This is a genomic window from Chloroflexota bacterium (assembly GCA_023475225.1).
GTDB lineage: Bacteria > Chloroflexota > UBA6077 > FW602-bin22 > JAMCVK01 > JAMCVK01.
The window spans coordinates 131,075-151,426 of record JAMCVK010000028.1 but is presented as its reverse complement, the minus strand read 5'-3'; the positions used below and the strand labels follow the sequence as shown (position 1 = coordinate 151,426).

General features: G+C 52.6%; 19 protein-coding genes. 10 read left to right on the top strand and 9 right to left on the bottom strand.

The features are described 5' to 3' along the window. Positions 1–30 precede the first annotated feature (30 nt). The 9 genes from M1136_07095 to M1136_07055 all read left to right on the top strand — a co-directional run bounded on the left by M1136_07095 (position 31) and on the right by M1136_07055 (position 10,512). Complete coding sequence (locus tag M1136_07095) at positions 31–1,188, top strand: Xaa-Pro peptidase family protein (GenBank protein ID MCL5075400.1); 1,158 nt, start codon at positions 31–33, stop codon at positions 1,186–1,188. A gap of 19 nt (positions 1,189–1,207) precedes the next feature. Next, positions 1,208–2,596 carry an MmgE/PrpD family protein gene (locus tag M1136_07090; GenBank protein MCL5075399.1) on the top strand — a complete coding sequence of 463 codons (1,389 nt, stop codon included), beginning with the start codon at positions 1,208–1,210 and terminating at the stop codon, positions 2,594–2,596. Position 2,597: 1 nt separating this feature from the next. Next, positions 2,598–3,977, top strand: a complete 1,380-nt coding sequence (locus M1136_07085) for an MmgE/PrpD family protein (protein ID MCL5075398.1) — start codon at positions 2,598–2,600, stop codon at positions 3,975–3,977. An 11-nt stretch (positions 3,978–3,988) separates the two neighbouring features. Further along, positions 3,989–5,182: a Xaa-Pro peptidase family protein gene (locus M1136_07080; GenBank protein MCL5075397.1), complete on the top strand. Its 1,194-nt coding sequence runs from the start codon at positions 3,989–3,991 to the stop codon at positions 5,180–5,182. Between the two features lie 395 nt (positions 5,183–5,577). After that, positions 5,578–6,546, top strand: a complete 969-nt coding sequence (locus tag M1136_07075) for an NAD-dependent epimerase/dehydratase family protein (GenBank protein MCL5075396.1) — start codon at positions 5,578–5,580, stop codon at positions 6,544–6,546. Continuing rightward, entirely contained in the window at positions 6,543–7,481 is a 939-nt protein-coding gene (locus M1136_07070) for an NAD-dependent epimerase/dehydratase family protein (GenBank protein ID MCL5075395.1), read from the top strand. Before M1136_07075 ends, M1136_07070 begins: the two co-directional genes overlap by 4 nt. Further along, a complete protein-coding gene (locus M1136_07065; protein ID MCL5075394.1) occupies positions 7,408–8,376 on the top strand; it encodes a TIM barrel protein in 969 nt (322 codons plus the stop codon). The genes M1136_07070 and M1136_07065 overlap by 74 nt, the downstream gene beginning before the upstream one ends. Next, entirely contained in the window at positions 8,366–9,484 is a 1,119-nt protein-coding gene (locus M1136_07060) for a polysaccharide biosynthesis protein (protein ID MCL5075393.1), read from the top strand. The genes M1136_07065 and M1136_07060 overlap by 11 nt, the downstream gene beginning before the upstream one ends. Continuing rightward, positions 9,478–10,512 (top strand): undecaprenyl/decaprenyl-phosphate alpha-N-acetylglucosaminyl 1-phosphate transferase, encoded by a 1,035-nt coding sequence (locus M1136_07055; GenBank protein MCL5075392.1) that lies wholly within the window; start codon positions 9,478–9,480, stop codon positions 10,510–10,512. The genes M1136_07060 and M1136_07055 overlap by 7 nt, the downstream gene beginning before the upstream one ends. On the opposite strand, the gene M1136_07050 is transcribed toward M1136_07055, so the two are convergent. From M1136_07050 to M1136_07010, 9 genes are all read right to left on the bottom strand, one after another. Then, complete coding sequence (locus M1136_07050; protein MCL5075391.1) at positions 10,426–11,298, bottom strand: WecB/TagA/CpsF family glycosyltransferase; 873 nt, start codon at positions 11,296–11,298, stop codon at positions 10,426–10,428. The genes M1136_07055 and M1136_07050 overlap by 87 nt on opposite strands. Continuing rightward, entirely contained in the window at positions 11,255–12,343 is a 1,089-nt protein-coding gene (locus M1136_07045) for a radical SAM protein (protein MCL5075390.1), read from the bottom strand. The genes M1136_07050 and M1136_07045 overlap by 44 nt, the downstream gene beginning before the upstream one ends. Positions 12,344–12,391: 48 nt before the next feature. Next, positions 12,392–13,798: an amidohydrolase gene (locus M1136_07040; protein ID MCL5075389.1), complete on the bottom strand. Its 1,407-nt coding sequence runs from the start codon at positions 13,796–13,798 to the stop codon at positions 12,392–12,394. A gap of 65 nt (positions 13,799–13,863) precedes the next feature. Beyond that, on the bottom strand, positions 13,864–14,829 hold the full coding sequence (mch, locus tag M1136_07035) for a methenyltetrahydromethanopterin cyclohydrolase (GenBank protein ID MCL5075388.1): 966 nt from the start codon (positions 14,827–14,829) through the stop codon (positions 13,864–13,866). A 57-nt stretch (positions 14,830–14,886) separates the two neighbouring features. Next, positions 14,887–15,579, bottom strand: a complete 693-nt coding sequence (locus tag M1136_07030) for a 2-oxo acid dehydrogenase subunit E2 (GenBank protein ID MCL5075387.1) — start codon at positions 15,577–15,579, stop codon at positions 14,887–14,889. Between the two features lie 33 nt (positions 15,580–15,612). After that, a complete protein-coding gene (locus M1136_07025) occupies positions 15,613–15,879 on the bottom strand; it encodes a biotin attachment protein (GenBank protein ID MCL5075386.1) in 267 nt (88 codons plus the stop codon). 86 nt (positions 15,880–15,965) lie between these two features. Next, complete coding sequence (locus M1136_07020) at positions 15,966–16,943, bottom strand: alpha-ketoacid dehydrogenase subunit beta (protein MCL5075385.1); 978 nt, start codon at positions 16,941–16,943, stop codon at positions 15,966–15,968. Further along, the gene (locus tag M1136_07015) at positions 16,940–17,941 is read right to left on the bottom strand and encodes a thiamine pyrophosphate-dependent dehydrogenase E1 component subunit alpha (GenBank protein MCL5075384.1); all 1,002 of its coding nucleotides are present in this window, start codon (positions 17,939–17,941) and stop codon (positions 16,940–16,942) included. Before M1136_07015 ends, M1136_07020 begins: the two co-directional genes overlap by 4 nt. Before the next feature lie 140 nt (positions 17,942–18,081). After that, positions 18,082–18,840: a GntR family transcriptional regulator gene (locus M1136_07010; GenBank protein MCL5075383.1), complete on the bottom strand. Its 759-nt coding sequence runs from the start codon at positions 18,838–18,840 to the stop codon at positions 18,082–18,084. A gap of 406 nt (positions 18,841–19,246) precedes the next feature. On the opposite strand from M1136_07010, the gene M1136_07005 reads away from it, so the two are divergent. Beyond that, complete coding sequence (locus M1136_07005) at positions 19,247–20,344, top strand: BMP family protein (protein ID MCL5075382.1); 1,098 nt, start codon at positions 19,247–19,249, stop codon at positions 20,342–20,344. Positions 20,345–20,352: the final 8 nt, after the last annotated feature.

The window sequence follows — 20,352 nt, the reverse complement described above, 5'->3', positions numbered from 1 at the left end:
CACACAGTAAGCTGATTCGGAGGTGCTAGGGTGAGGGAGCGCAATGACTTGCCATTTTCTATGGACGAATATAGGGCTAGACTGGCGAGGGTAAGACAACGATTAGTTGAAGAAGAGCTTGACGTTATGATCGTGAATACTCAGGAGAACATTTATTACTTAACTGGATACACGACTACCGGTTACTGGACTTACCAGGCCTTGCTCCTTCCCCAGGATGGCGAACCGATGATGGTTGTACGTCATTTCGAAGCACCTAATGTTGAGGCTTACTCCTGGCTTGATGGCTATGTAAGTTATCATGATAACGAAGACCCTATCCAAGTTTTAAAGACGACTTTGGCAAAAGCGAAGTTGCAGGACAAACGTATCGGGGTAGAGAAGGACTGTCAGTTTGTAACTATCAGGCACTTTGAGAGGCTGCTGGCTGCCCTACCTGAGGCAAAAATAAAAGACTGCTCTGGGCTCATTGAGGGTAGCAGGTTAGTGAAATCGGAGAGGGAGATTGAATATATCAGGAAGGCTGCTGAGATCGCCAGTATCAGCATGGCAGCAGCAATACAAGCTGTGCGTGAGGGGACAACCGAGAACGATTTAGCTATCGAAGCCTATCGTGCCTCAATTGGCAATGGGAGCGAATATATCGCTAATCCATTCTTCGTTGCTGCTGGGACCAGATCTGGCTTTGCCCATGCCACCTGGTCTGGTGGACGGATTCAAAAGGGGGATGTCGTCTACTTTGAGTTGGCCGGATGTGTGCAACGCTACCATGCGGCGCTGATGAGAACAGTAGTGGTCGGTCAGCCCTCAGAAATAATTGATAAGGCTGCTCAGGCAGCCATTAACGCTGTGAATGGCGCTATTAGGACGATGCGGCCAGGGATCATGGCTGGGGAGGTAGACCAGGCGGCTAGAGAAGTCGTCTCCGCGGCCGGCCTCGCGGAGTGTTTCCGTCATCGGACTGGCTACTCTATTGGAATTGCCTATCCACCGGGCTGGACTGAAGGGCATATTATGGATCTCAAGCCTGGGGATCCTAGAATGTTGCAGGCAGGCATGGTGTTCCACTTGCCCCTGGTTCTCCTTGTTCCCAGTGTGGGAGGCATCGGTTTCAGCGAGACTGTTTTAGTTACAAAAGATGGATGTGAAGTGCTAACGAAGGCTGATCGGAGTTTGTTGGTCAGGTAGATGTGAGGGCAGCGCTACGATGGAATATACCTTGAAGTTGGTCGAGTTCTGTGCCGATCTGCGATACGGAGATATCCCCGCTGATGTTTTGCGAAAGACAAAGCTTTGTATCCTTGATAATCTGGGAACGATCCTCGCCGCCTCGAACACAGTTGATGGCCAAAGAATAGCTGAGTTCGTGAACGAGATGGGGGACCGACCGGAATCCACCATTCTCGGTTTTGGTTTTAAGACCTCCTCACGGAGTGCTGCCTTTGCCAATGCTAGTCTGTCGGAGATACTGGAGCTTCAGGATGGTTGGAGATATGGCAATGACCATCCCTGTGTCGTCATACCAGCTGCGCTAGCTGTGGCTGAACAGAGGAATGTCAATGGAAGAGATTTATTGACTTCGATAGTAGTGGGCTACGAGGCGACCAACCGAATTGCCGCGGTTATGCACCCCACTCATTTGGCCAAAGGTTTTCTGCCCACTGGTACAGCAGGAACATGTGGCTCGGCTCTGGCCGTAGGTAAGCTTCTGAATTTCGATCGAGAGTTGATGCTTAACGCCTTGGGTATCGCTGCCTTTCTCCTGCCGATCTCCACGGCCGAAAATCTGTGGGGAGGATATACCATCAAACCGGCCCATTCCGGACAGGCGGCGCGAATGGGTATTGAGTCGGCTATGTTAGCTGAGCGGGGTTTTACTGCTTGTCCACTAGAGGGCCCCCCCGGGAGAGACCACGGCTTCCCTAATCTCACCAGCGACAACCCCAAGTTTGATCGTCTGGTGGAGGGCTTAGGAGAGAGATACACTGTAAAGGACGTCTACTTTAAGGTCTATCCAGCCTGCCGGCATGCTCACGGGGCAGCTGAGGCAACCTTGCAAGCTGTGGCAAGTACCAAGATAGCAGTCGAGGAGATCAAAGAGGTAATAGTCGAGACCTATAGCCTGGCCGCCAAATTGCTGGGGGATAGGCGCACGACTACCTCTAGCACCCCTGTAGCCTGCCAGTTTAGTATCCCCTATGTAACGTCGGTGGCCATCATAGATAGGGCCGTCACCCCTGGCCAGTTTTCGAGCTCGCGGATAAGAGATTCAGCAGTGCACTCCTTGGCGGCAAAAGTCAGGGTTAGCGAAAACGAAGAACTAACTAATATCTATCCGGATAAAACGGCTACTATAGTTCGGATCAGGTTGATTGACGGACGAGGGGTCATCAGCCGAGTGGATCTTCCTAAGGGTGATCCGCGAAATCCGGTCACGGAGGAGGAGCTCCTAGGTAAATTCAAGGATCTAACCTCTGAGATACTCAGCCAGAGGCGTGCTACGGAGGTCATTTCGGCCATTCTTGCTCTCGAGGATATGAGGAATATCTCAGAGCTTATGGATTTGTTGCCATCTTATGGCGAGGTGAGGAGCTAGGTTGTCGAAGACCATCACAGAGAAGCTGACTGATTTTGCCCTGAACTTGAACTTTGCTGATCTTCCCCTCAGCGTTGTCCGGAAGGCCAAAGAGTGCCTGCTTGACCTTCTCGGCTGTGCTATAGGTGGAACCGGGACAGAGGCGGGGCAACATATCCTGTCTCTAGTAGCAGAGGAGGACTGTTCTGGTAGTGCCAGTGTCATCGGGGCTCAAGGCCGGAACAGCTGCTTGAATGCCGCTCTAGCTAATGGCGTGTTAGGCCACAGCCTTCAGTTTGACGATGGTAGCCGAGTAGCCCAGGGACATCCAGGGACGGTGGTAATTCCAGCCATTCTTGCGGCCGGAGAGACGGCAGAAATCGATGGAAAAGGGTTATTGGTCTCCTTGGTGGTGGGCTATGAGGCGTTTATCCGCATCGGCGAGGCGATAAATCCTTCTCATATCAAAAGAGGTTTTCACACTACCGGAACTGTTGGCACCGTGGCCGCGGCCCTCGCTGCGAGCAAGGCATTCGGTCTATCAAGGGAGCAAACATTGGACGCCTTAGGCCTGGCTGGCTCCATCGCCGGGGGATTGATGGAATACGCAGTAACAGGAAGTATGAGTACCTATCTGATCGCGGGTAATGCAGCCAGGAATGGGGTATTAGCGGCACTGCTGGGAAAGAGGGGTTTCACTGGACCGGTGAGCATAATAGAAGGAGAGAAAGGCTTTTTCCGGGCGATGTCAGATGGACAGGATACAGAGAAGGCGACGCTGCAGTTGGGTCAAAGATTCCGTATCGAAGAGGTCTATTTTAAACCCTATCCTAGTTGCCGCCATACCCATGCGGCCATCGAGGCGGCCATTGAATTAGTGAAGCGATATGGGATAGATTTCAGGCAGGTGGAAAGGGTCGTCGTTGATACCTATTCACTAGCCCTCGACGAGTGTAACCTGCCGGAGCCAACGACTATCGCTGGGGCAGATAGCAGTCTGCAGTTCTGTGTAGCCACAGCTATAAGATACGGTCGATTCACCCTGGCTGAGCGATCCCTGGAAAATCTTTGGGATCCGGCAACACGGGCACTCGCCCAGATAGTGGCACTTAAGAAGAACCCTGCTCTGGATGCTTTGGTTCCCCAAAAACGCCCGGCGATGGTCACCATAGTCACCAAAGATGGGGCGAGCTATACCTATAAGCAGGATCACGCTAAAGGGGAACCGGAAAGGGCTATGTCTATGGAAGAGCTCTTGGGTAAATTCACAGCCTGTACCTCGGAGATTTTAAGTGTAGAAAAGAGGAAGAAGATCTTAGATCTCATAGCCATCTTGGAGACATTAGATAGCTTAGAACCGCTTATGGCTGAACTACGGTTTCGATCGCAAACACATCTTTAGGAGCTATCGAGTTGTTGCTTAATAAAAGGCGTACTTATGAAATCATGGAAGAACAGCACCTTGAGGCGCTGATCGCCACCACTCCGGAGAATGTATATTACACCAGTCAATCCTGGAGCCCCACCCATTGGTCGCTAAGGCATGATGTTCAGGTATACGTGGTGTTATTCAAGGACGAGGCTATAGCGCCTGTTTTAATTATGCCCTTAGGCAATGTCGGACTGGCCATCGACGCTCTTGCGGAAGGCTATGAGCTGATTCCCTATGGGACGTTTCACATAGTAACAACGGGCACAAAGCTAGAGGGATGGAGCGAAAGGATAAGAAAGATAATAGAAGATCCTTGCCAGCCGGATCCTATAGACACCCTAGTTAAGGTTCTAAACGAGAGGGGGTTAGTGAGGGGAACGATTGGTATCGATGAGCGAAACTTGACTGATGATCATCTGAACCGACTCAGGAACTCTCTGGATAAAGTCGAACTGAAGCCTGCTTATGCCTTACTGAAACGCATTCGGCAGGTAAAAACTGATGAGGAAATAAAGAGGATCAGAAGATCTATTGGCGTGATAGAGGCAGCTGTAGCGCACTCCCTGGCTGCTGCCCGTGTGGGTGTGACAGAGGCGCAACTGGCTAGAGAGTTAGAGAAAGCTGTAGTGGCGGGTGGGGCTCGACCATTATTCACTGTTATAGCCGGGGGACAGAATAGTGCCTATCCTGCGAGTCATCCGAGCGATAGGAAGTTAGAAAAGGGGGATATTTTGCGCTTCGATGTAGGTTGCAGGTATGAACATTATTGTTCGGATATAGCCAGGACGGCTATCCTGGGTGAACCAGCCGAGAAGCAAAGAAGTTATTATATGGCTATTCTGGAGGGTGAACAAAGGGCGCTGCGTGAGCTAGCCCCTGGCGTTCCCGTTAAGCACATATTCGAGGTGGCCGTTAAGGCTGTACGCCAGGCAGGCATCCCCCACTATAAACGCAATCACTGTGGGCACGGGATAGGGCTGGATCTGTATGAGACCTTATTGGTAGCACCAAATGATGCTACCGTACTTGAAGAGGGCATGGTGGTCAACATCGAGACTCCTTATTATGAGCTGGGCTTCGGGGGACTACAGGTAGAAGATACGGCCCTCATTACTGCGGACGGCTACACGTGCCTCACGACTATAGAAAGAGACCTCCGGTCTGTTCCAGTTTAGTCAGTGGTCGCTGTGAGCGAGGGCAGGCAGGGACCGTACCCAGGGGTGGCTGACTTGCCACCCTATGAGCGCTAGCAGATTCAAAGCAGGTTCGGGTAGCGTCCAAAAGTTGGTTATATTTGCAGCCTATCTGAAAAGAGGGTATGGCCGTAGTCCCTTGTCCTATTACTTAAGTATAGAACGCTTCCCTTGAAATTTTCAGCCTCTTGTATCCCTCTGTAGACTATCTCCTCCTTCAACCGATAGCGCTCACACTTCGCCCTCCGTACGAATCAACTTTTTTCCATACGCTACCCACCGTTCTCGGTCAAGGTTGCCCTGCAAGGGACAAGCTGATATGATGCAGGCGCTGTGGCGCGCAGGGGGCAATATTAATGTAAGCGCTAGGGGAGATTATGGCCGTTTTAGTGACGGGTGTTGGTTATATGGGGGCTAAGCTGGTCGAAGACCTCCTGGCGGATGGCCAGGAGGTGGTGGCCGTCGAGAATTTCTTTTCCGCTGACTCTAAAGCTGTACAGCGCTTGCAGCAACGACCAGGGTTTCATCTCATCAGGGGAAGTGTGGCCAATCGGAGAACCTTGGAGCGGGCTTTCACCTTTGGTCCAAAGATTGGGGCCGTCTTCGCCCTGGCAGCCCAATCCAGCGCCCATCCGTCGGCAGCCAGTGTTAGATACACAGAAAATACCAACTTACTGGCCCCACGTCTGCTCTTAGAGGCGATGCTCCACTATGGGATTAAGTCCCTGGTATTCGCCAGCTCGTTGAAGGTGTACGGTGACCATTTAACTGACACCGTTCGTGAAGATACACCTTATGGATGTTTCCAAGACCTGGCCCATCTATCGAAGTGTTATGTGGAAAAGCTGATCGAGATGTATGCCTCTCGATATGCATTGGACTGCTTCTCCTTGCGTTTTGGTATAGTTTATGGGCTCGGTCCGCTGATGAAACACGATTATCGCTTTATGACCGTACCTAATAAGTTCTGTCTCCAGGCTGTATGGGGGGAGGAGCTGGTCGTGCAAAATGGCCGGGTTCACGGCTTCATTCATGTAGCCGATGCCTCACGGGCCATGCAACTGGTGCTCACCAACGGGCAATTTCGTGGTTACACGCCACTCAATGTGGTCAGCGAGACGACTACCATCGGGGCCGTAGCCCGGATCGTCTCCGGGCTAGGTGCCCAGCGTGGGCTCGTGGTTAGCATCAGATATATGGATCAAACGATGGATGATCCAAGGACGGTTCAGGTGCTATCCTCGCTCCCGGCTATCGGTTTTCGGCCCGAGCGTAACCTGGAGGATGGGCTTGGCGAGGTGATCGACCATTTTCTCCAGAGAGAAGGGAAGGTGGACCAAGGGTGAGGATTGTTGTTACCGGGGGTACGGGGTTCATCGGCCAGCACCTCGTGCGAGAGTTGGTGGAGGATGGTCATCAGGTGATCACCCTCTCCAGTAAGACGCGGGTATCCTCTTTGGTGAGCGAACATCATCAGTGTGCCATTGATAGTTTGGAGGCGAGAAGCATCGCAGCCAGGGGTGAGGCTATCATTCACCTGGCTGGACTGTCGGAGGTTTCCCTCTCTTACAAGCAGCCCTTCTTATACAACTGGATCAATGCCTTGGGCACGCTGAATATCCTTGAAGGGGCCCGGGAGACTAAGCCTCTTTTCCTTTTTGCCTCCAGTCAGAGGATATATCAGCCTCAGCCTTTCCCCTTGGCTGAGGATGCTCCTAAAGAACCGGGAGATCCATATGGATATTCTAAGTTGGTAGCTGAACACTGGGTTAAAATGTATAACACTCTGTACGGCATGCCTACGGTGATCCTGCGTTTCTTCTCTGTATATGGACCGGGACAATTGATCAGCGGTGATTCCAGTGGGGTAGCTTCCATTCTCCTCCAAAGGGCCTTGGCCGGTCTGGAGATGGTTGTGGAGGGACGGCAGCTGAGAGATTTCACCTATGTGGCTGACGTCACCAGGGCTATAGCCCTGATTTTACAAAACCCCGCTTGTGCCGGACAGGTTTATAATATTGCCACGGGTGTTGCTACCTCCATTGAGGAGTTGGCCCTATTGATTAGAGAAGTTACAGGGATGAAATCGGCGCTGAGGCTTGTGCTTGGTGATCGCCCAGCCTGTGGTTATGTGGCGGACATCACCCGTGCCCAAAAGGAGCTTGGTTACAAACCCTTAGTGCCGCTTCGTTCGGGACTGGAGTTATATGCAAGTTGGCTCAAACAAATTGGCCAAGATTGCCTTGAAAGCACGACCGATCAAAAGACAGCTACAGGATAGATTGCAGGAACCCTGGGCCGAGGGTTTGGAACTCTACCTCGATGTGAAAGATGTCTCCGGGTCGGGTTGGCACGAGGAGTTGACGGCCAGATTGGGTGGCTGCATAACCCCTCCCGGATTCGATTATCTTGTGGAGGGTCCCCTGCGCTCCTTGGATGGTTCTTTCTTTGATGTCACCAACAACAGTGAATCTAATCGGGAGGTCATTCGGCGCCTGGTGTCCATCGGACTCAGCATCAAGGCTAAGGCCGCAGTCATTCACGTCATCGCGCCTACCACCAACCCTGTTCATTTTAAGCATGGTTCCCCTGAAGAGAGGCGAGCGAGGGCATTGCCGCTCCTGACGTACTATGTCGAATTGTGCCTCCAGCATGGGCTGGTGCCGACTATTGAGAATATCCCTCCTATAGCCCGCATGAGAGAGAATAGATTCGTCTATTCAGGACTCGGCGTCAAGCCGGATGACCTTCTTTTCTTCGCCGACAAGCTCGAGGGGCTTAAGGTAACGTTGGATGTCTCACACGCTCAACTCTATTGCAATGCACTCCGCACCGACGTGGGGGAGGTGGAGCAGGACCTAGTCCCTGTTCTGCACTATTACCAGGGTGTATCCCAGGTCGGCACACTCGAGGAGTATGTAACGGCGCTAGGAGAGCGTATCTATGAGGTACATATATCTAACGCCACTGGCCTGCTGGGAGAGGGCATGCCTTACGATCAGGGTGAGATCAACCTGGACTTGGTCGTGGATCGGTTGCTGCCCCAGGCCCATTTCCTCGTTACTGAAGTGATTGAGCCGGATCCCAACCATGCTGTATATATGCGCCAGGCACAGCAAAAAATGACCTGCATTCGTCAGCTGTGCGGTGGAGGAGGGGAGGGTCGTGGAATCTAGATTTGTGGGAAACGAGGATTCGAATCATTTGTTATCCCTCGACCCCCTTTTGGAGAGGCCCCCCCTGCGGATAGACATGACTGTCCTTTCTCAGGCTTTAGCCCATAAGCGCCTGCTAATTACTGGGGCTGGTGGATCGATAGGGGTGGCCCTGTCCGAATGGCTGTGTGCGCTTCATCCCGCTGAACTTTGTTTGCTGGATAACCACGAGGATTCACTTTTTAAACTGCAGCAACGACTCGGTATGGCTGGTGGTAATCTCTCCCTCGGGTTTGTCTTGGCTGATGTCCGTGACCGGAGGAGGATGCGCCTGGTTTTTGAGGAACGGCAACCGGATGTCGTTTTCCATCTAGCAGCGTACAAACACGTTCACCTGGCTGAAGAAAACCCTGGTGAAGCCATCGCCGTGAATGTATTGGGCACTCTGAATGTCATCCAGCAGGCGATAGAAGCGAAGGTAGGGAAGGTAGTCTATCCTTCGACAGACAAGGCAGTTAATGCTCCTAGTGTCTATGGGGCGACTAAGCGGATGGCCGAGATCTTGCTACAGGCGTATGCTAAAGAGACGGATACCCAATTCAGCATTGTCCGACTGGTCAACATCCTGGGAGCGCGGGGCGGTGTGATCGAGACCTTTCTGAAGCAAATTAGGAGTGGTCTGCCATTAACTGTCACTCATCCGGAGATGACCAGATATTGGATCACGATGCGAGAGGCGCTGTTTCTCTTAGCCTATGCTGCTTGCGTAGCTGATTCTCCGACTATACTCCTACTTGACATGGGTGCCCCCATCGAGGTCAGGGCTATGGCTCAGAGGTTGTGGAAGATGCTTGGTCTGCCTGATGAGGAGTGCGAGGTCAAATATGTGGGGATGCGTGTCGGGGAGCGGCTGCACGAGGAATTGATCAATGCTGGTGAACAGATCGTCGCCTCAGATTACCCAGGGATTCTCAAGATTCGGAATCTGCAATCCGACCCTCGCTCTATGGAGGAGCTTAGGCGCGAGGTGGCGGCGTTAAGGCGTTGGCTGAATAGGGGGGAAGGGGATAAGTTGAAACATAAGCTGTTCGCTTTGCTGCAGGCAGCGCCGGGAGCGTGTCGATGGTAATGTTGGAGTTGGCCCTGATTTTTCTGGGTGCCCTTTTTGTATCGATTACCCTTACCCCCTTAGCCAGGCACCTGGGTGCCCGCTATGGGTTGGTAGACAGGCCAAGGGCTGGGGAGATACAGTCCTGTCCTGTAGCTCGTACTGGTGGCTACGCAATAGTTTTATCCTTCATGGTGGCGCTAGTGTTAAGCCTGCTCCTGTTCTCTCGCTCTCTTCCGGAGTATCTAAGGATATATGGGTTCCTCTTGGGGGCCTTGCTCATCATACCTGCGGCGCTATGGGACGATATCAAACGTGTTGGTCCCTTACCCCAGCTGGGGGCTCAAGCGCTCATCGCCTTAGTGCCCATCTCCTTTGGGTTACTGATCGACGATGTAGCCAATCCTTTTGGAGGGATCGTGAATCTCCCTCTCTACGTGGCCTTGCCCTTCACCTTCTTCTGGATCTTAGGGCTGATTAATACAGTCAATTTTCTGGACACGATGGATGGTTTGGCCGCTGGTGTCACTATTATTGCGGCCACCATCCTGTTTGTGCGCAGCTTTGAGCTAGAACAATACACGATTGCGGTATTGCCATTGGCCTTAGCTGGTGCCTGCGCCGGCTTTCTTCCCTATAACTTTAACCCGGCCAGGGTATTTATGGGCACATCCGGCTCGCTATTTCTTGGCTACAGCTTGGCCATTTTAGCCATCATAGGTGGGGCCAAGATCGCTACGGCCCTGATGGTTCTGGGCATCCCCATTCTTGATGTGGCCCTGGTGATCATCCAGCGTCTCATTCGCCGACGCTCACCTTTGGTGGGCGGAGATTCTGCTCATCTACCGCATCATCTTTTCGCCATCGGCATATCGCAACGGCGTATCGTTTTTCTATTATATGGCCTATGCCTTACTACCGGCTGGCTCGCCTTGGCTCTCTCCAGTATTCAAAAGTTGTACCTATTCTCTGGCACTGCTCTTATCTTCACCATCTTTTTGGTCGCCCTGGCTCTCCGTAGATACGGGAGCGCCTCTGTGGACCGTTGACCTGAGTCTGGTCTGTAGGACAGTGAGGATGAACATAGGCAAAGCCAATTGCCGTCTCCAGCGCCATGGCTGTTTGATTAAGCGATAGAGCCATTCGAGACCGGCCTGACGCATCCAGAGCGGTGCCCGTTTCACTGTCCCCGAGAGGTAATCAAAGACTCCTCCCACTCCTATCACCACTGGCACTTGTAACTTGGCCAGGTTGCGGGCGATCCATTTATCTTGAGCAGGTGCCCCATAGGCGACCAGGAGGATGTCCACTAGTCCGGCACCTCGGATTATCCTGACAATCTCCTCGTCATAATGAGGGTCTGGCGCTCCAGCGTAGGTGCCAGCGATCCTCAGTCCGGGGTATGATCTTTGCAGGGATAGAGCTGCCTTCTCAGCTACACCTGGGGTGGCCCCAAGAAGAAAAAAGGAGTACCCTTCCCTCGCTGCCAGCTCGGCCAGGTTGTAAATCAGATCGGTGCCTCGTACCTGTTCCCGTAACCCTTGATTGAGGATCCTAGCCGCCAAAAGAAGCCCCCCGCCATCCGGTATCGCCAGCGCAGCACCATTTAGGATTTCCTTGAATTGCCCATCTTTCCTGGCAGCCATGATAAATTCAGGATTGGGGGTTACTACCTGGTGTGGCTGACCAGAGCGGATGAAATCGCCAATAATAGCGATTGCCTCGGCGTAGGTGATGTCGTCTATTCTTACCCCTAATATCTCTATCGATTTCATCTGCTCAATAAAACGGCTAGTATTCATTGGTGAGAAGATGCACGTTTCCGATGCGGACATTGGTCAGACCAGCTCGTGTGGCCGCCTGGAAGCATTCCTCAGCGTGTCGGCGGGAGGTGGGAGGGAGATCTGGCAGGTAGAAGTTAGGGCAGAAGGCAAGTAGAGCGTAAGGGATCATCGGGTCGAGGCGGGCGATAAAATGAGCAATGTGGCTCACCTCTGCTACATCCACATAGCCAGGCACAAGCAGGGTACTGGCGATGAGCAATGGTGGTTCTCGTCTCTCAGGAATAAATCTGGCCGCTAACTCAAAGTTACTTAAAGTACGTCTGTTCGCTGTAGCGGTTAAGGCTACGTGAAGATCAGCGTTGAATGCTTTCAGATCGAACTTGATACAGCCACCAGATGATAGAGAGAGTTCGACTGCTTCTTCAAGAATTTGGGGATGCATAGAGCCATTGGTTTCCCAACAGATGCGCACCTTTTTAGCTAAGCGCCTGGCCGTAGCTAAGGCGTGAGGCATCTGAGGTGTTGGATCACCCCCAAAAAAGCAGATGCAGAAGGTACGGGGATCGGCCTGGGCGGCCAGCTCCTCGGCACTCATAGCGAGTCTGCCTGAGCTCTCACGAAAATGCCAGTTCTGGCAAAAAAGACAATTGAAACTACAGGCGGTATAAAAGACGGCTAAGTTTTTCCTCCCATATTGGCGGTTGCCTGGACAAACCCAATCGGCTACACAATTGGTGGGTAACGGGTCATAGTACCAGTGTAAAAGTCCTCTCCTAGGGATGCCTGCCAGGTGAACTAACTTGCCTTCCCGATTAGTTCTCAACCCGCAGAACCCCAAACCCCCCGGCGGGATACGGCACTCATTCTGGCAGAGCGGACAGATAACCCCGTCAGCCTCCTGAGGTGGGGCGATGGGGAGGCCGAACTCCCGGCGACTTTGGGCGTGCAAGTGGAGAATCGGAGGGAGGACCTTGCCAGGGCTACTGCGGATGCACTCCACGCATGCGCCCAGAGCGTGTGATACGGGTCTTCCCACCGACCCACAGAAGGGACAGGTCATCTGCCAGTGATGCTCGCCGAAGATTCGTCGTTTCAATTGCCCCTATCCCTTTGCCTATTCCACGTTTAAGAAGGCCCAGCGCGCTTACCAGCTCTTGGGTATGGGCTCTGTCTGTAACCTTCGGGTGCCTGCTCTGAGAGAGAGTTGAACGGCTGCCTGCTGGGCTTTTTGCAACAAATCCTCTTCGTCTAGCGCTGTAAAATGCCCATCTTCCAGGATGATTCTTCCGTTGACGATAACCGTATCTATATTCTCCTCACCCAACGAATACACCAGCGTCGGCTGCGCTTCAAGGATAGGGATGGCCTTTGGGGTATAGGGATCAACTATCACAAGGTCTGCTTCTTTGCCCACCTCTAGAGAGCCGACTCGATCGTCCAAACCGGTCGCCTTCGCCCCACCTACTGTGGCCAATCTTAGTATTTGTTCGGCTGAGAGTACGGATGGATCATGAGCAGCTACCCTTTGGAGCAGGGCAGCACATTTCATCACCTCGATCATATCTTGACTATTGTTGCTGGCTGCCCCATCGGTGGCCAGCCCAACGGTGATGCCTTGTGCGATCATCTCTAGAAGAGGAGCGATGCCTACTCCAAGATACATGTTACTGACTGGGTTATGTGAGACCTTCACCTCGTGGCCGGCGATGATTGAAAGGTCGGAATCGTTCAGATCGACGCAGTGGACGGCCAGAACGTCTGGACCGAGAAAGCCGATATCCGCCAGGAAGGGGAAGGTGTGGCGTCCGAAGCTTTTCAGGGAATGCTCATTATCAACGGGGGTCTCGTTCAGATGCATCGTTAGCTTAACCCCATTATCATCAGCAAACTGACGCACCATTTCCAGCCCGGGTTTAGTCATGCCCCAGATGATACCGACGGCTATCTGAATACCGATGCGTCCATCCGCTGCCCCTTGATAGCAGGAGAGCAAGCGGTCGACGTCCTGCAGCGCTCTTTCGGCCGGCTGAAGCATCCCCGTCGGTAGACCGTACTCCTCGCCCACTTCAGTTATTCCTCTGGCCAGGATGCCACGGATGCCACTATCTTCGAAGGCACGGATGATTTGATCGTAGAGATAGGGGTTGGGGAGGGAGTACATAAAATCCAGGACGGTGGTGGTGCCGCTTCTGATGGACTCCATGCAGCCCAGCATCGCTGCCAGGTAGCAGTCTTGTTCAGTGAGATTCAGGGCACTGGGGGTAGTGATATTCCTTATCCAGGAGAGTAAAGGCATTCCATCCCCTAATCCCTTCAAGAAGGTTTGAAAGAGGTGCGTATGGGTATTGATCAATCCGGGGATGATCACCTTCTCCTGCGCCTTGATTACCTTTCTGGCTCTATATCCTTGGCTCAACAAGGGCGTTGAGCCAACGGCGACGATCTTATTCCCCTGAATGGCGACAGCCCCATCGGGGATGACAGCTCTATTCCTGTTCTGGGTGACAATCAGCCCATGGGCGATTAACAGGTCTACATCCATACTCATCATCAGTCCTTTTAGATTATAATCTGGAGAATGATACTTATCTAGAGGACATCCCGGAGTGTGGGCGATCAGCCATCCTCTACGAGAAGGAGTGAGCGGCGCAAGACGTCATAGTTTATTTCCCCGGCTGTGAAGGTGCGGCCGCTGTTCAGGTTGTTGATCGTAACTTTAGCGGGGGAGTCCAGTAAAGGATCTACCTCAAACCAATTACGGTGGAACATATCGAAAATCTGCGCAAAGGGCACCCCATATAGTCCCTTTGCTCTGGCTGAGAAGGGAATTAGGTCAATCACCTTCTCTATCTCTTCATCTGATGTTCGGGTGTAAATGATAGTGGAGCCACCGTAGATGAGACAATCATTTACCCGGCCCATCGCCTGGAATTCGTCGGGTATTACTGGAGCGACTGGAGCAGTACCGAAGGCGTGCACGATAGTAGTAGCGTCGAAGCCAGCGTATTGTAGCTTAATCATCACCTGCTCAACCGTTCGGGCTGAAACCTGTATGGAACCGACGAGGGAGGCGGTGGGGGCGATGAGCACATAGAGGTTCTCGGGGGCAATCCCGCAAGACTCACTAACAAACCGCAAGGTGCTCTCCTCGGGCATCTTATCACTCTGGAGCTGCACTATGGCCTCATCGTTATGATCAGTATATGTTCCTATCCTGGCCCATTGATCAGCCTTGGCGATGGCTCGGGCCGGACCGGAGCCTATAGGGGCGAGCTCACCTTCCCCCAGTTTCCAGGATCCGGCCTGGGATACAACAGCGGCGATCACTGGATTGTCAACCCACACATCAATGGAGGGTAGGGTAACTTCTCCCAGGGTAAAATTTCCGAAGGAGACGTGCCCCATTCCCCCGAGGCCGATTTCCACAAAGTACTTGCCGGCCAGCCAACCCCCATCACAGTTGAGACCCATGTCGATTATCGTCGCTCCAATTGGTGAGCATGAAACCTTCACATTCAGCTGGTCAGCCTCGGCGATTACCTTGCGGACGATCCTCATCGCTTCTTTATTGATGCTTAACACGATAGTACTCCTGAAGTAGTGTTCGGGTGCGGGGTGCTTTCCACTTCTTAATCCGGTTTAGAGCAGCGTTTCAGGATGGGTGAGGATATCTTTAATCTGTTGAAGAAAATCTGCCCCGTCCTTACCATCGAAGCAGCGGTGATCATGGGTTAGGCTAAGGTAAGTCATGGACCGTATTTGGATTGCGCCCTCGATAACGACGGGCCTTTCACGGATGCTACCTACCATCAGAATGCCGCTCTCCGGTGGCCGCAGGATGGGTGTACCGAAATCTATCCCAAACATGCCCAGGTTAGTGACAGTGAATGTTCCACCGCTGATATCATCCAGGGTCAAGCCTCCCTTTCTGGCTCTCTCCACTAATTCTTTCGCCTCTTGGGATATGGTGACTATATTCTTCTGGTCAGCATTTTTCAGGACGGGGACGATGAGTCCCTCAGGTGTGGCTACGGCGATGCCAATGTTAATATCGCCACGGATAATAATCTTATCCTCAGCGAAGGTGGAGTTTGTGATGGGGACCTGCCTTAAGGCGCGGGCGACAGCGCAAATGACGATATCGTTAATGGATATCCTCATCTCAGGGTATCTCTGGGACAGTTCTGTATCTCGTAACCGCATTACCGCGCTCATATCCGCTTCTGTTGTAATCGTGACCTGAGCGGCTGTTTCGAGACTGCGCTTCATCTCACGGGCGATCACCCGTCTGATCCGATTCAGGGGGATCTCAGTATCTGGCTGATTTGACATCTCTAGGACTGTCCTTTCTCATTCAACTGATGGCTAACCTTCGTTAGGCTCAGCGATCTCCCCTGGGGAAGCGAGGATAGCCAAAGGTGTGCCAACCGGGACCGTTTCTCCTGGTTGGACGAGTATCCTGGTCAGAATTCCGGACGTGGGGGCAGCGATATCACTGGTGATCTTGTCCGTTTCCACTTCGGCGATAACCTCATCCTGTTGTATGGCTTCTCCCTCGTTCTTCACCCATTTCGCCAAGGTGCCTTCGGTCATAGTCAGGCCTAGCTTGGGCATAACGATCGTTTCGGCCATTGCTTACCTCCGTTGCAGCTGATGCGTTTGTAGGGATCGTGAACTATATTCCTGCCTGCTGATGGGATATAGGCGCCGCGAGAATTTTAAGACCGCATCACCTCTAGGATAGCTTTACGTATATCTTCCTTACTGGGCAAGATGTAGTCCTCCAGTCCCGGGGCAAAGGCTAAGGGGGCATCTAAGGCGGCGACCCGTTTCGGCGGCTTCTTCAGGTGTCCAAACCCTTCTTCGGCCAGGAGAGCGCATATCTCAGCACCGGGTCCACCTGTCTTGGATGCCTCATGGACGATGACTGCTCTCCCTGTCTTGGCTACAGATTTCAATATAGTTGGCTTATCCAGGGGAAGGATGGTCCGCAGGTCGAGCACCTCCACGCTGATGCCCTCCTTTTCCAGTTCGGAAGCGACATCCAGAGAATCGTGCACAGTCTTCATACTGGCTATAACGGTGACATCGTTGCCTGCACGCTTGATATTGGCCACTCCTATGGGAACGATATAGGGTTCCTCGGGTACCTTACCCTTCTTCCCATAGAGCATCTTATGCTCCAGGAAAAGGATGGGGTTATCATCACGGATAGAGGCAATGAGCAGCCCCTTGGCATCGTAGGGTGTAGAGGGGGCGACGATGGTAAGCCCGGGGACATTCATGAACCAGCCCTCGATGCTCTGTGAGTGATGCGGCCCGGCGTGAAAACCACCACCACAGGCGGTTCTGATAACGATAGGGCATTTAATTTGTCCACCAAACATATGGTGCGCCTTCGTCGCGTTATTCACAATCTGATCATAGCATTCGGTGATGAAGTCAGCAAACATGATCTCGGCTACTGGTCGCATGCCCACGAAAGCCGCGCCATTAGCTACTCCTAAAATGGCGGCCTCGGAGAGGGGCGTATCCTTCACCCTTTCTGAGCCGAATCTTTGCCACAGTCCCCTGGTTGCCCCGAAGTCACCACCCATTTTGGCGATATCTTCGCCCAGCAGGAAAACCGTCTCGTCCCTCTCCATTTCCTGGCGAAGTGCTTCATTGATAGCTTGTAAGAAAGAGATGGTTCTCATTTTCCTTCAACCCTCCGTCCCACGTAAATATCGGTGGTAGCCTCCTCAAGGGCAGGGAAGGGACTCTCTTGGGCAAAGCGGATCATATCCTCTATTTCTTCGTCAACTCGGCGCTGTATCTCGGTCAATTGCGCTTCGGTAGCTATCCCTTCCCCAATGCATTTCTCCCTCAGACGCTTGATAGGATCACGTGCCTTCCAATACTCTAGCTCTTCGGCTGGTCTGTAACTGGCCGGATCGCCGGAGAAATGCCCTTGCCAGCGGTAGGTCTTAAACTCCAAGAAGTAGGGGCCTTTGCCGTCCCGGCAGTGGGCCACGGCCTCACTTGTGGCCTGGTATACAGCCACGATGTCGTTCCCGTTAACGACTTTTGTTTGGATCTTATAGCCCACAACCATCTCGACCAGATCCTCTACTGGATGAGCCTCTCGCAGCGGCGTGGAGATAGCATAGAGATTATTGACACAGAGGTAGACGATGGGTAGCTTCCAGACTGAGGCCATGTTCAGACTCTCGTGGAACTCTCCCCGTCCTATCGTCCCATCGCCGAAGAAGACGGCCGTTACTTGATCAGTCTTGCGTATCTGGGCGGCTACGGCTGGCCCGAGGCAAGTAGCTAAGATGGAACCTTGAATACCGTTGTTGCCCAGGTTGCCCACCGCTATATCGGCGATGTGGAGACTGCCGCCTTTCCCCTTGCATACCCCCGTGCTGCGACCAAAGATTTCGGCCATTATTTTGTGGGGTTCGCTTTTCAGGATGATGATGCCGTGCCCACGGTGGTCAGGGAAGAAGTAATCTCTACTTGTCAAGGCTCTAGCGACGCCAGCCAGAACAGCCTCTTGCCCTACGCCGGAGTGGAAGAAGCCGGGAATCTCGCCCTTCTTGAAGTGTTGCTCCAGATGGGTCTCAAAGCTTCTGATGAGACACATATCCCGAAACATCTGGATGAGGTCTTCATTTGTAACGATCGTTGGGGTCATACGCATCACTGACATCGAATCACCTCCTTATATATGTTGATTTAATCCAAAGTGTCCTGATCCCCCTCCTGTCCATAGGGGGGAAATGGAAGCCGGGGCAAAGCCCTAGAATCTTGTAGGAGCGTGTTGAAACAAGCCCTCGCGCCTTAACCTCCTCACATCCTGAATTTCGAGACTTTACGGAGCATACAAAGCTTCATAAAGTGTGGATTAAAGAATATCCTGACGAAGCATACGGGGCGATCCTCTAAGGTGTAATATAACTCCTCCCATTCAATCAATGGATTGGTTGGATCGATTTGGAGGATGTCGGATAAGCGAGAGTCAGCAAGCGTCGGTATGAACCAGATTATAGCGTGAGCGATTTCCTGTCCACAGTGCTCTTCCAGAAAATCTATAAATCCTCCTTGGAACGGTATTGCTGGCAAGGTTTGCAGATTGGGGCAGGGGATATATGTCGTACTGAAGATAGCTGGGCCCCCATTGGCGAAATAGGTTCGATCAAAAACGAAGACCTCTTGAGGTGAGTCTTCCGAGGGGGTCAGGTTAAGATACCTGGCTATCTGCAGATCGATGGTCCTCTCCACGTGAGGATTGGATTGGGTGGAGGTGGCCACATAGCCAGCATCTTCGATAAGAGCAATAAAGCCGGGGATAAGATCGATGCGCATCTTGGCCTCCAGGGCGCTGTAGTGCACAAAATTGCCCAACCCATGCTTCTTGGTCACTATGCCCTCTTTCTCTAAGGTGGCCAGGGCTTCCCTGATCGTACTGCGTCCTACCCCCAATTGTTCGGCCAGGGATTGTTCAGAGGGGAGCTTACTGCCCTTTAGAGACTCGCCCTCCCTTATGAATTCGGTCAGAACGCGTTTACCACGCGAGTAAAGCGGAGGACCACCTATTTTAAGGTTCATATCTCTACAGGCCCCCTTTTTGAGAGTGTTTCATAACGCTGCTAAGCCACACTATTTTGTGCCGGGTCACTTAGCTGTCCTACCAGAGGTTGTGGTGCGCCTGAGTTATGCCAACATCCCGTTTTGAGCTTGACAACATACCAATTTTGTGTTATACCTTTCCCATCATCTAAACCTAATAACTCTTCAGACTTCAGATGAGTTCTAGCCATACAATATCAGATTAAGGTGGTTCCTGTCAAGCATTTTTGGGGGATTGGTCACTGACGGTAGGTTAGTCCTGCGTTATATCACCCACAATCTGAGGTGAAAGGGGGTGTTTGCCAAAGGAAGCACGCTGTGAGACTCAACGCGGCATATCCTGGTTTTCGTACCAAAATTCGGTTCTAAGGAGGAAACGACAGCTATGGGTAGAATTAGAGGGCCTTTGATGGTGTCGATAGCCCTGCTGGCCGTTCTAGGACTTCTGGTAGCCTGTGGCGCGCCGGCTGCAGCACCGACCCCGACCCCAACTGTGGCTAAGCCGACGGCTACCGTTGCAGCGGCCGCAGCAACCCCCACCACAGTGCCAACCCCAGCGAAGGTAGCGGCGACGCCAACTCCGACGGCTATGAAGCTTAAAGTGGCCCTGGTCACCTCGGGCCCGATCAATGATGGTGGCTGGAACCAGTCGGCCTACGAGGGACTACAGGAAGTCAAGAAGAAGCTCGGGGCAGAAGTAGCTAATACCGAGAATACAAAGCAAGCTGATCAGGAACAGATTATTCGCAGCTACGCCAACCGAGGCTTCAATGTGATCTTCGGACACGGTTTCGAGTATGCCGATTCTTTGAAGGCGGTGGCCAAGGATTTCCCGAAGGTTGAGTTTGTGCAGATCGGCGGAGGCGAGAGCAATGGGAAGAACCTTAGTTCCTTCCTCTTCAAAGCTGGTGAGATGGGCTATCTCATGGGCTTCATTGCGGCCAAGATGACCAAGACCAATAAGATTGGAGAGGTAGGGGCGATGGAGATCCCGACCATCGCGGCCGATTTTGAGAACTTCAAAATTGCGGTGAAGAAGTACAACCCCAAGGCCACGGTGGTCACGGCCTATACGGGCAGCTGGGAGGACATCGGTAAGGCGAAGGAGGCCGCCCTAGCTCAGATTGCCACTGGTGTAGATGTGATTCTAGCCAATGGCGATGCGGCTAACATCGGAGCGATTGATGCGGCGAAGGAGAAGAACATCTATGCCATGGGTTGGACCAAGGATCAGACCCACTTGGCTCCTAAGCACGTCTTGACCAGTGCTATCCAGAGTGTGGAGGCGATAGTCCTCAAGTCCTGCACCTGGGCGCAGGAGGGCAAGCTGGGAGGCAAGAATTACAAGGTTGGGATAGCCGACGGCGTGTCTGCTCTCGGTCCCATGGGTCCGATGATTCCCAAGGAGATCCAGGACGAGGCCAAGCAGCTGGAGAAGGATCTGGCCGCGGGCAAGATCGAGTTGAAGACCGAATTCAAGTAGAGCATCTG

Excerpts from the sequence above, each read along its gene's own strand:
- M1136_07050 (MCL5075391.1), bottom strand. The coding sequence starts at position 11,298 with ATGTCCGCATCGGAAACGTGCATCTTCTCACCAATGAATACTAGCCGT.
- M1136_07010 (MCL5075383.1), bottom strand. The coding sequence starts at position 18,840 with ATGAACCTTAAAATAGGTGGTCCTCCGCTTTACTCGCGTGGTAAACGC.
- M1136_07040 (MCL5075389.1), bottom strand. The coding sequence starts at position 13,798 with ATGATGAGTATGGATGTAGACCTGTTAATCGCCCATGGGCTGATTGTC.
- M1136_07090 (MCL5075399.1), top strand. The coding sequence starts at position 1,208 with ATGGAATATACCTTGAAGTTGGTCGAGTTCTGTGCCGATCTGCGATAC.
- M1136_07020 (MCL5075385.1), bottom strand. The coding sequence starts at position 16,943 with ATGAGAACCATCTCTTTCTTACAAGCTATCAATGAAGCACTTCGCCAG.
- M1136_07055 (MCL5075392.1), top strand. The coding sequence starts at position 9,478 with ATGGTAATGTTGGAGTTGGCCCTGATTTTTCTGGGTGCCCTTTTTGTA.
- M1136_07025 (MCL5075386.1), bottom strand. The coding sequence starts at position 15,879 with ATGGCCGAAACGATCGTTATGCCCAAGCTAGGCCTGACTATGACCGAA.
- M1136_07015 (MCL5075384.1), bottom strand. The coding sequence starts at position 17,941 with ATGTCAGTGATGCGTATGACCCCAACGATCGTTACAAATGAAGACCTC.
- M1136_07005 (MCL5075382.1), top strand. The coding sequence starts at position 19,247 with ATGGGTAGAATTAGAGGGCCTTTGATGGTGTCGATAGCCCTGCTGGCC.
- M1136_07065 (MCL5075394.1), top strand. The coding sequence starts at position 7,408 with ATGCAAGTTGGCTCAAACAAATTGGCCAAGATTGCCTTGAAAGCACGA.
- M1136_07075 (MCL5075396.1), top strand. The coding sequence starts at position 5,578 with ATGGCCGTTTTAGTGACGGGTGTTGGTTATATGGGGGCTAAGCTGGTC.
- M1136_07030 (MCL5075387.1), bottom strand. The coding sequence starts at position 15,579 with ATGTCAAATCAGCCAGATACTGAGATCCCCCTGAATCGGATCAGACGG.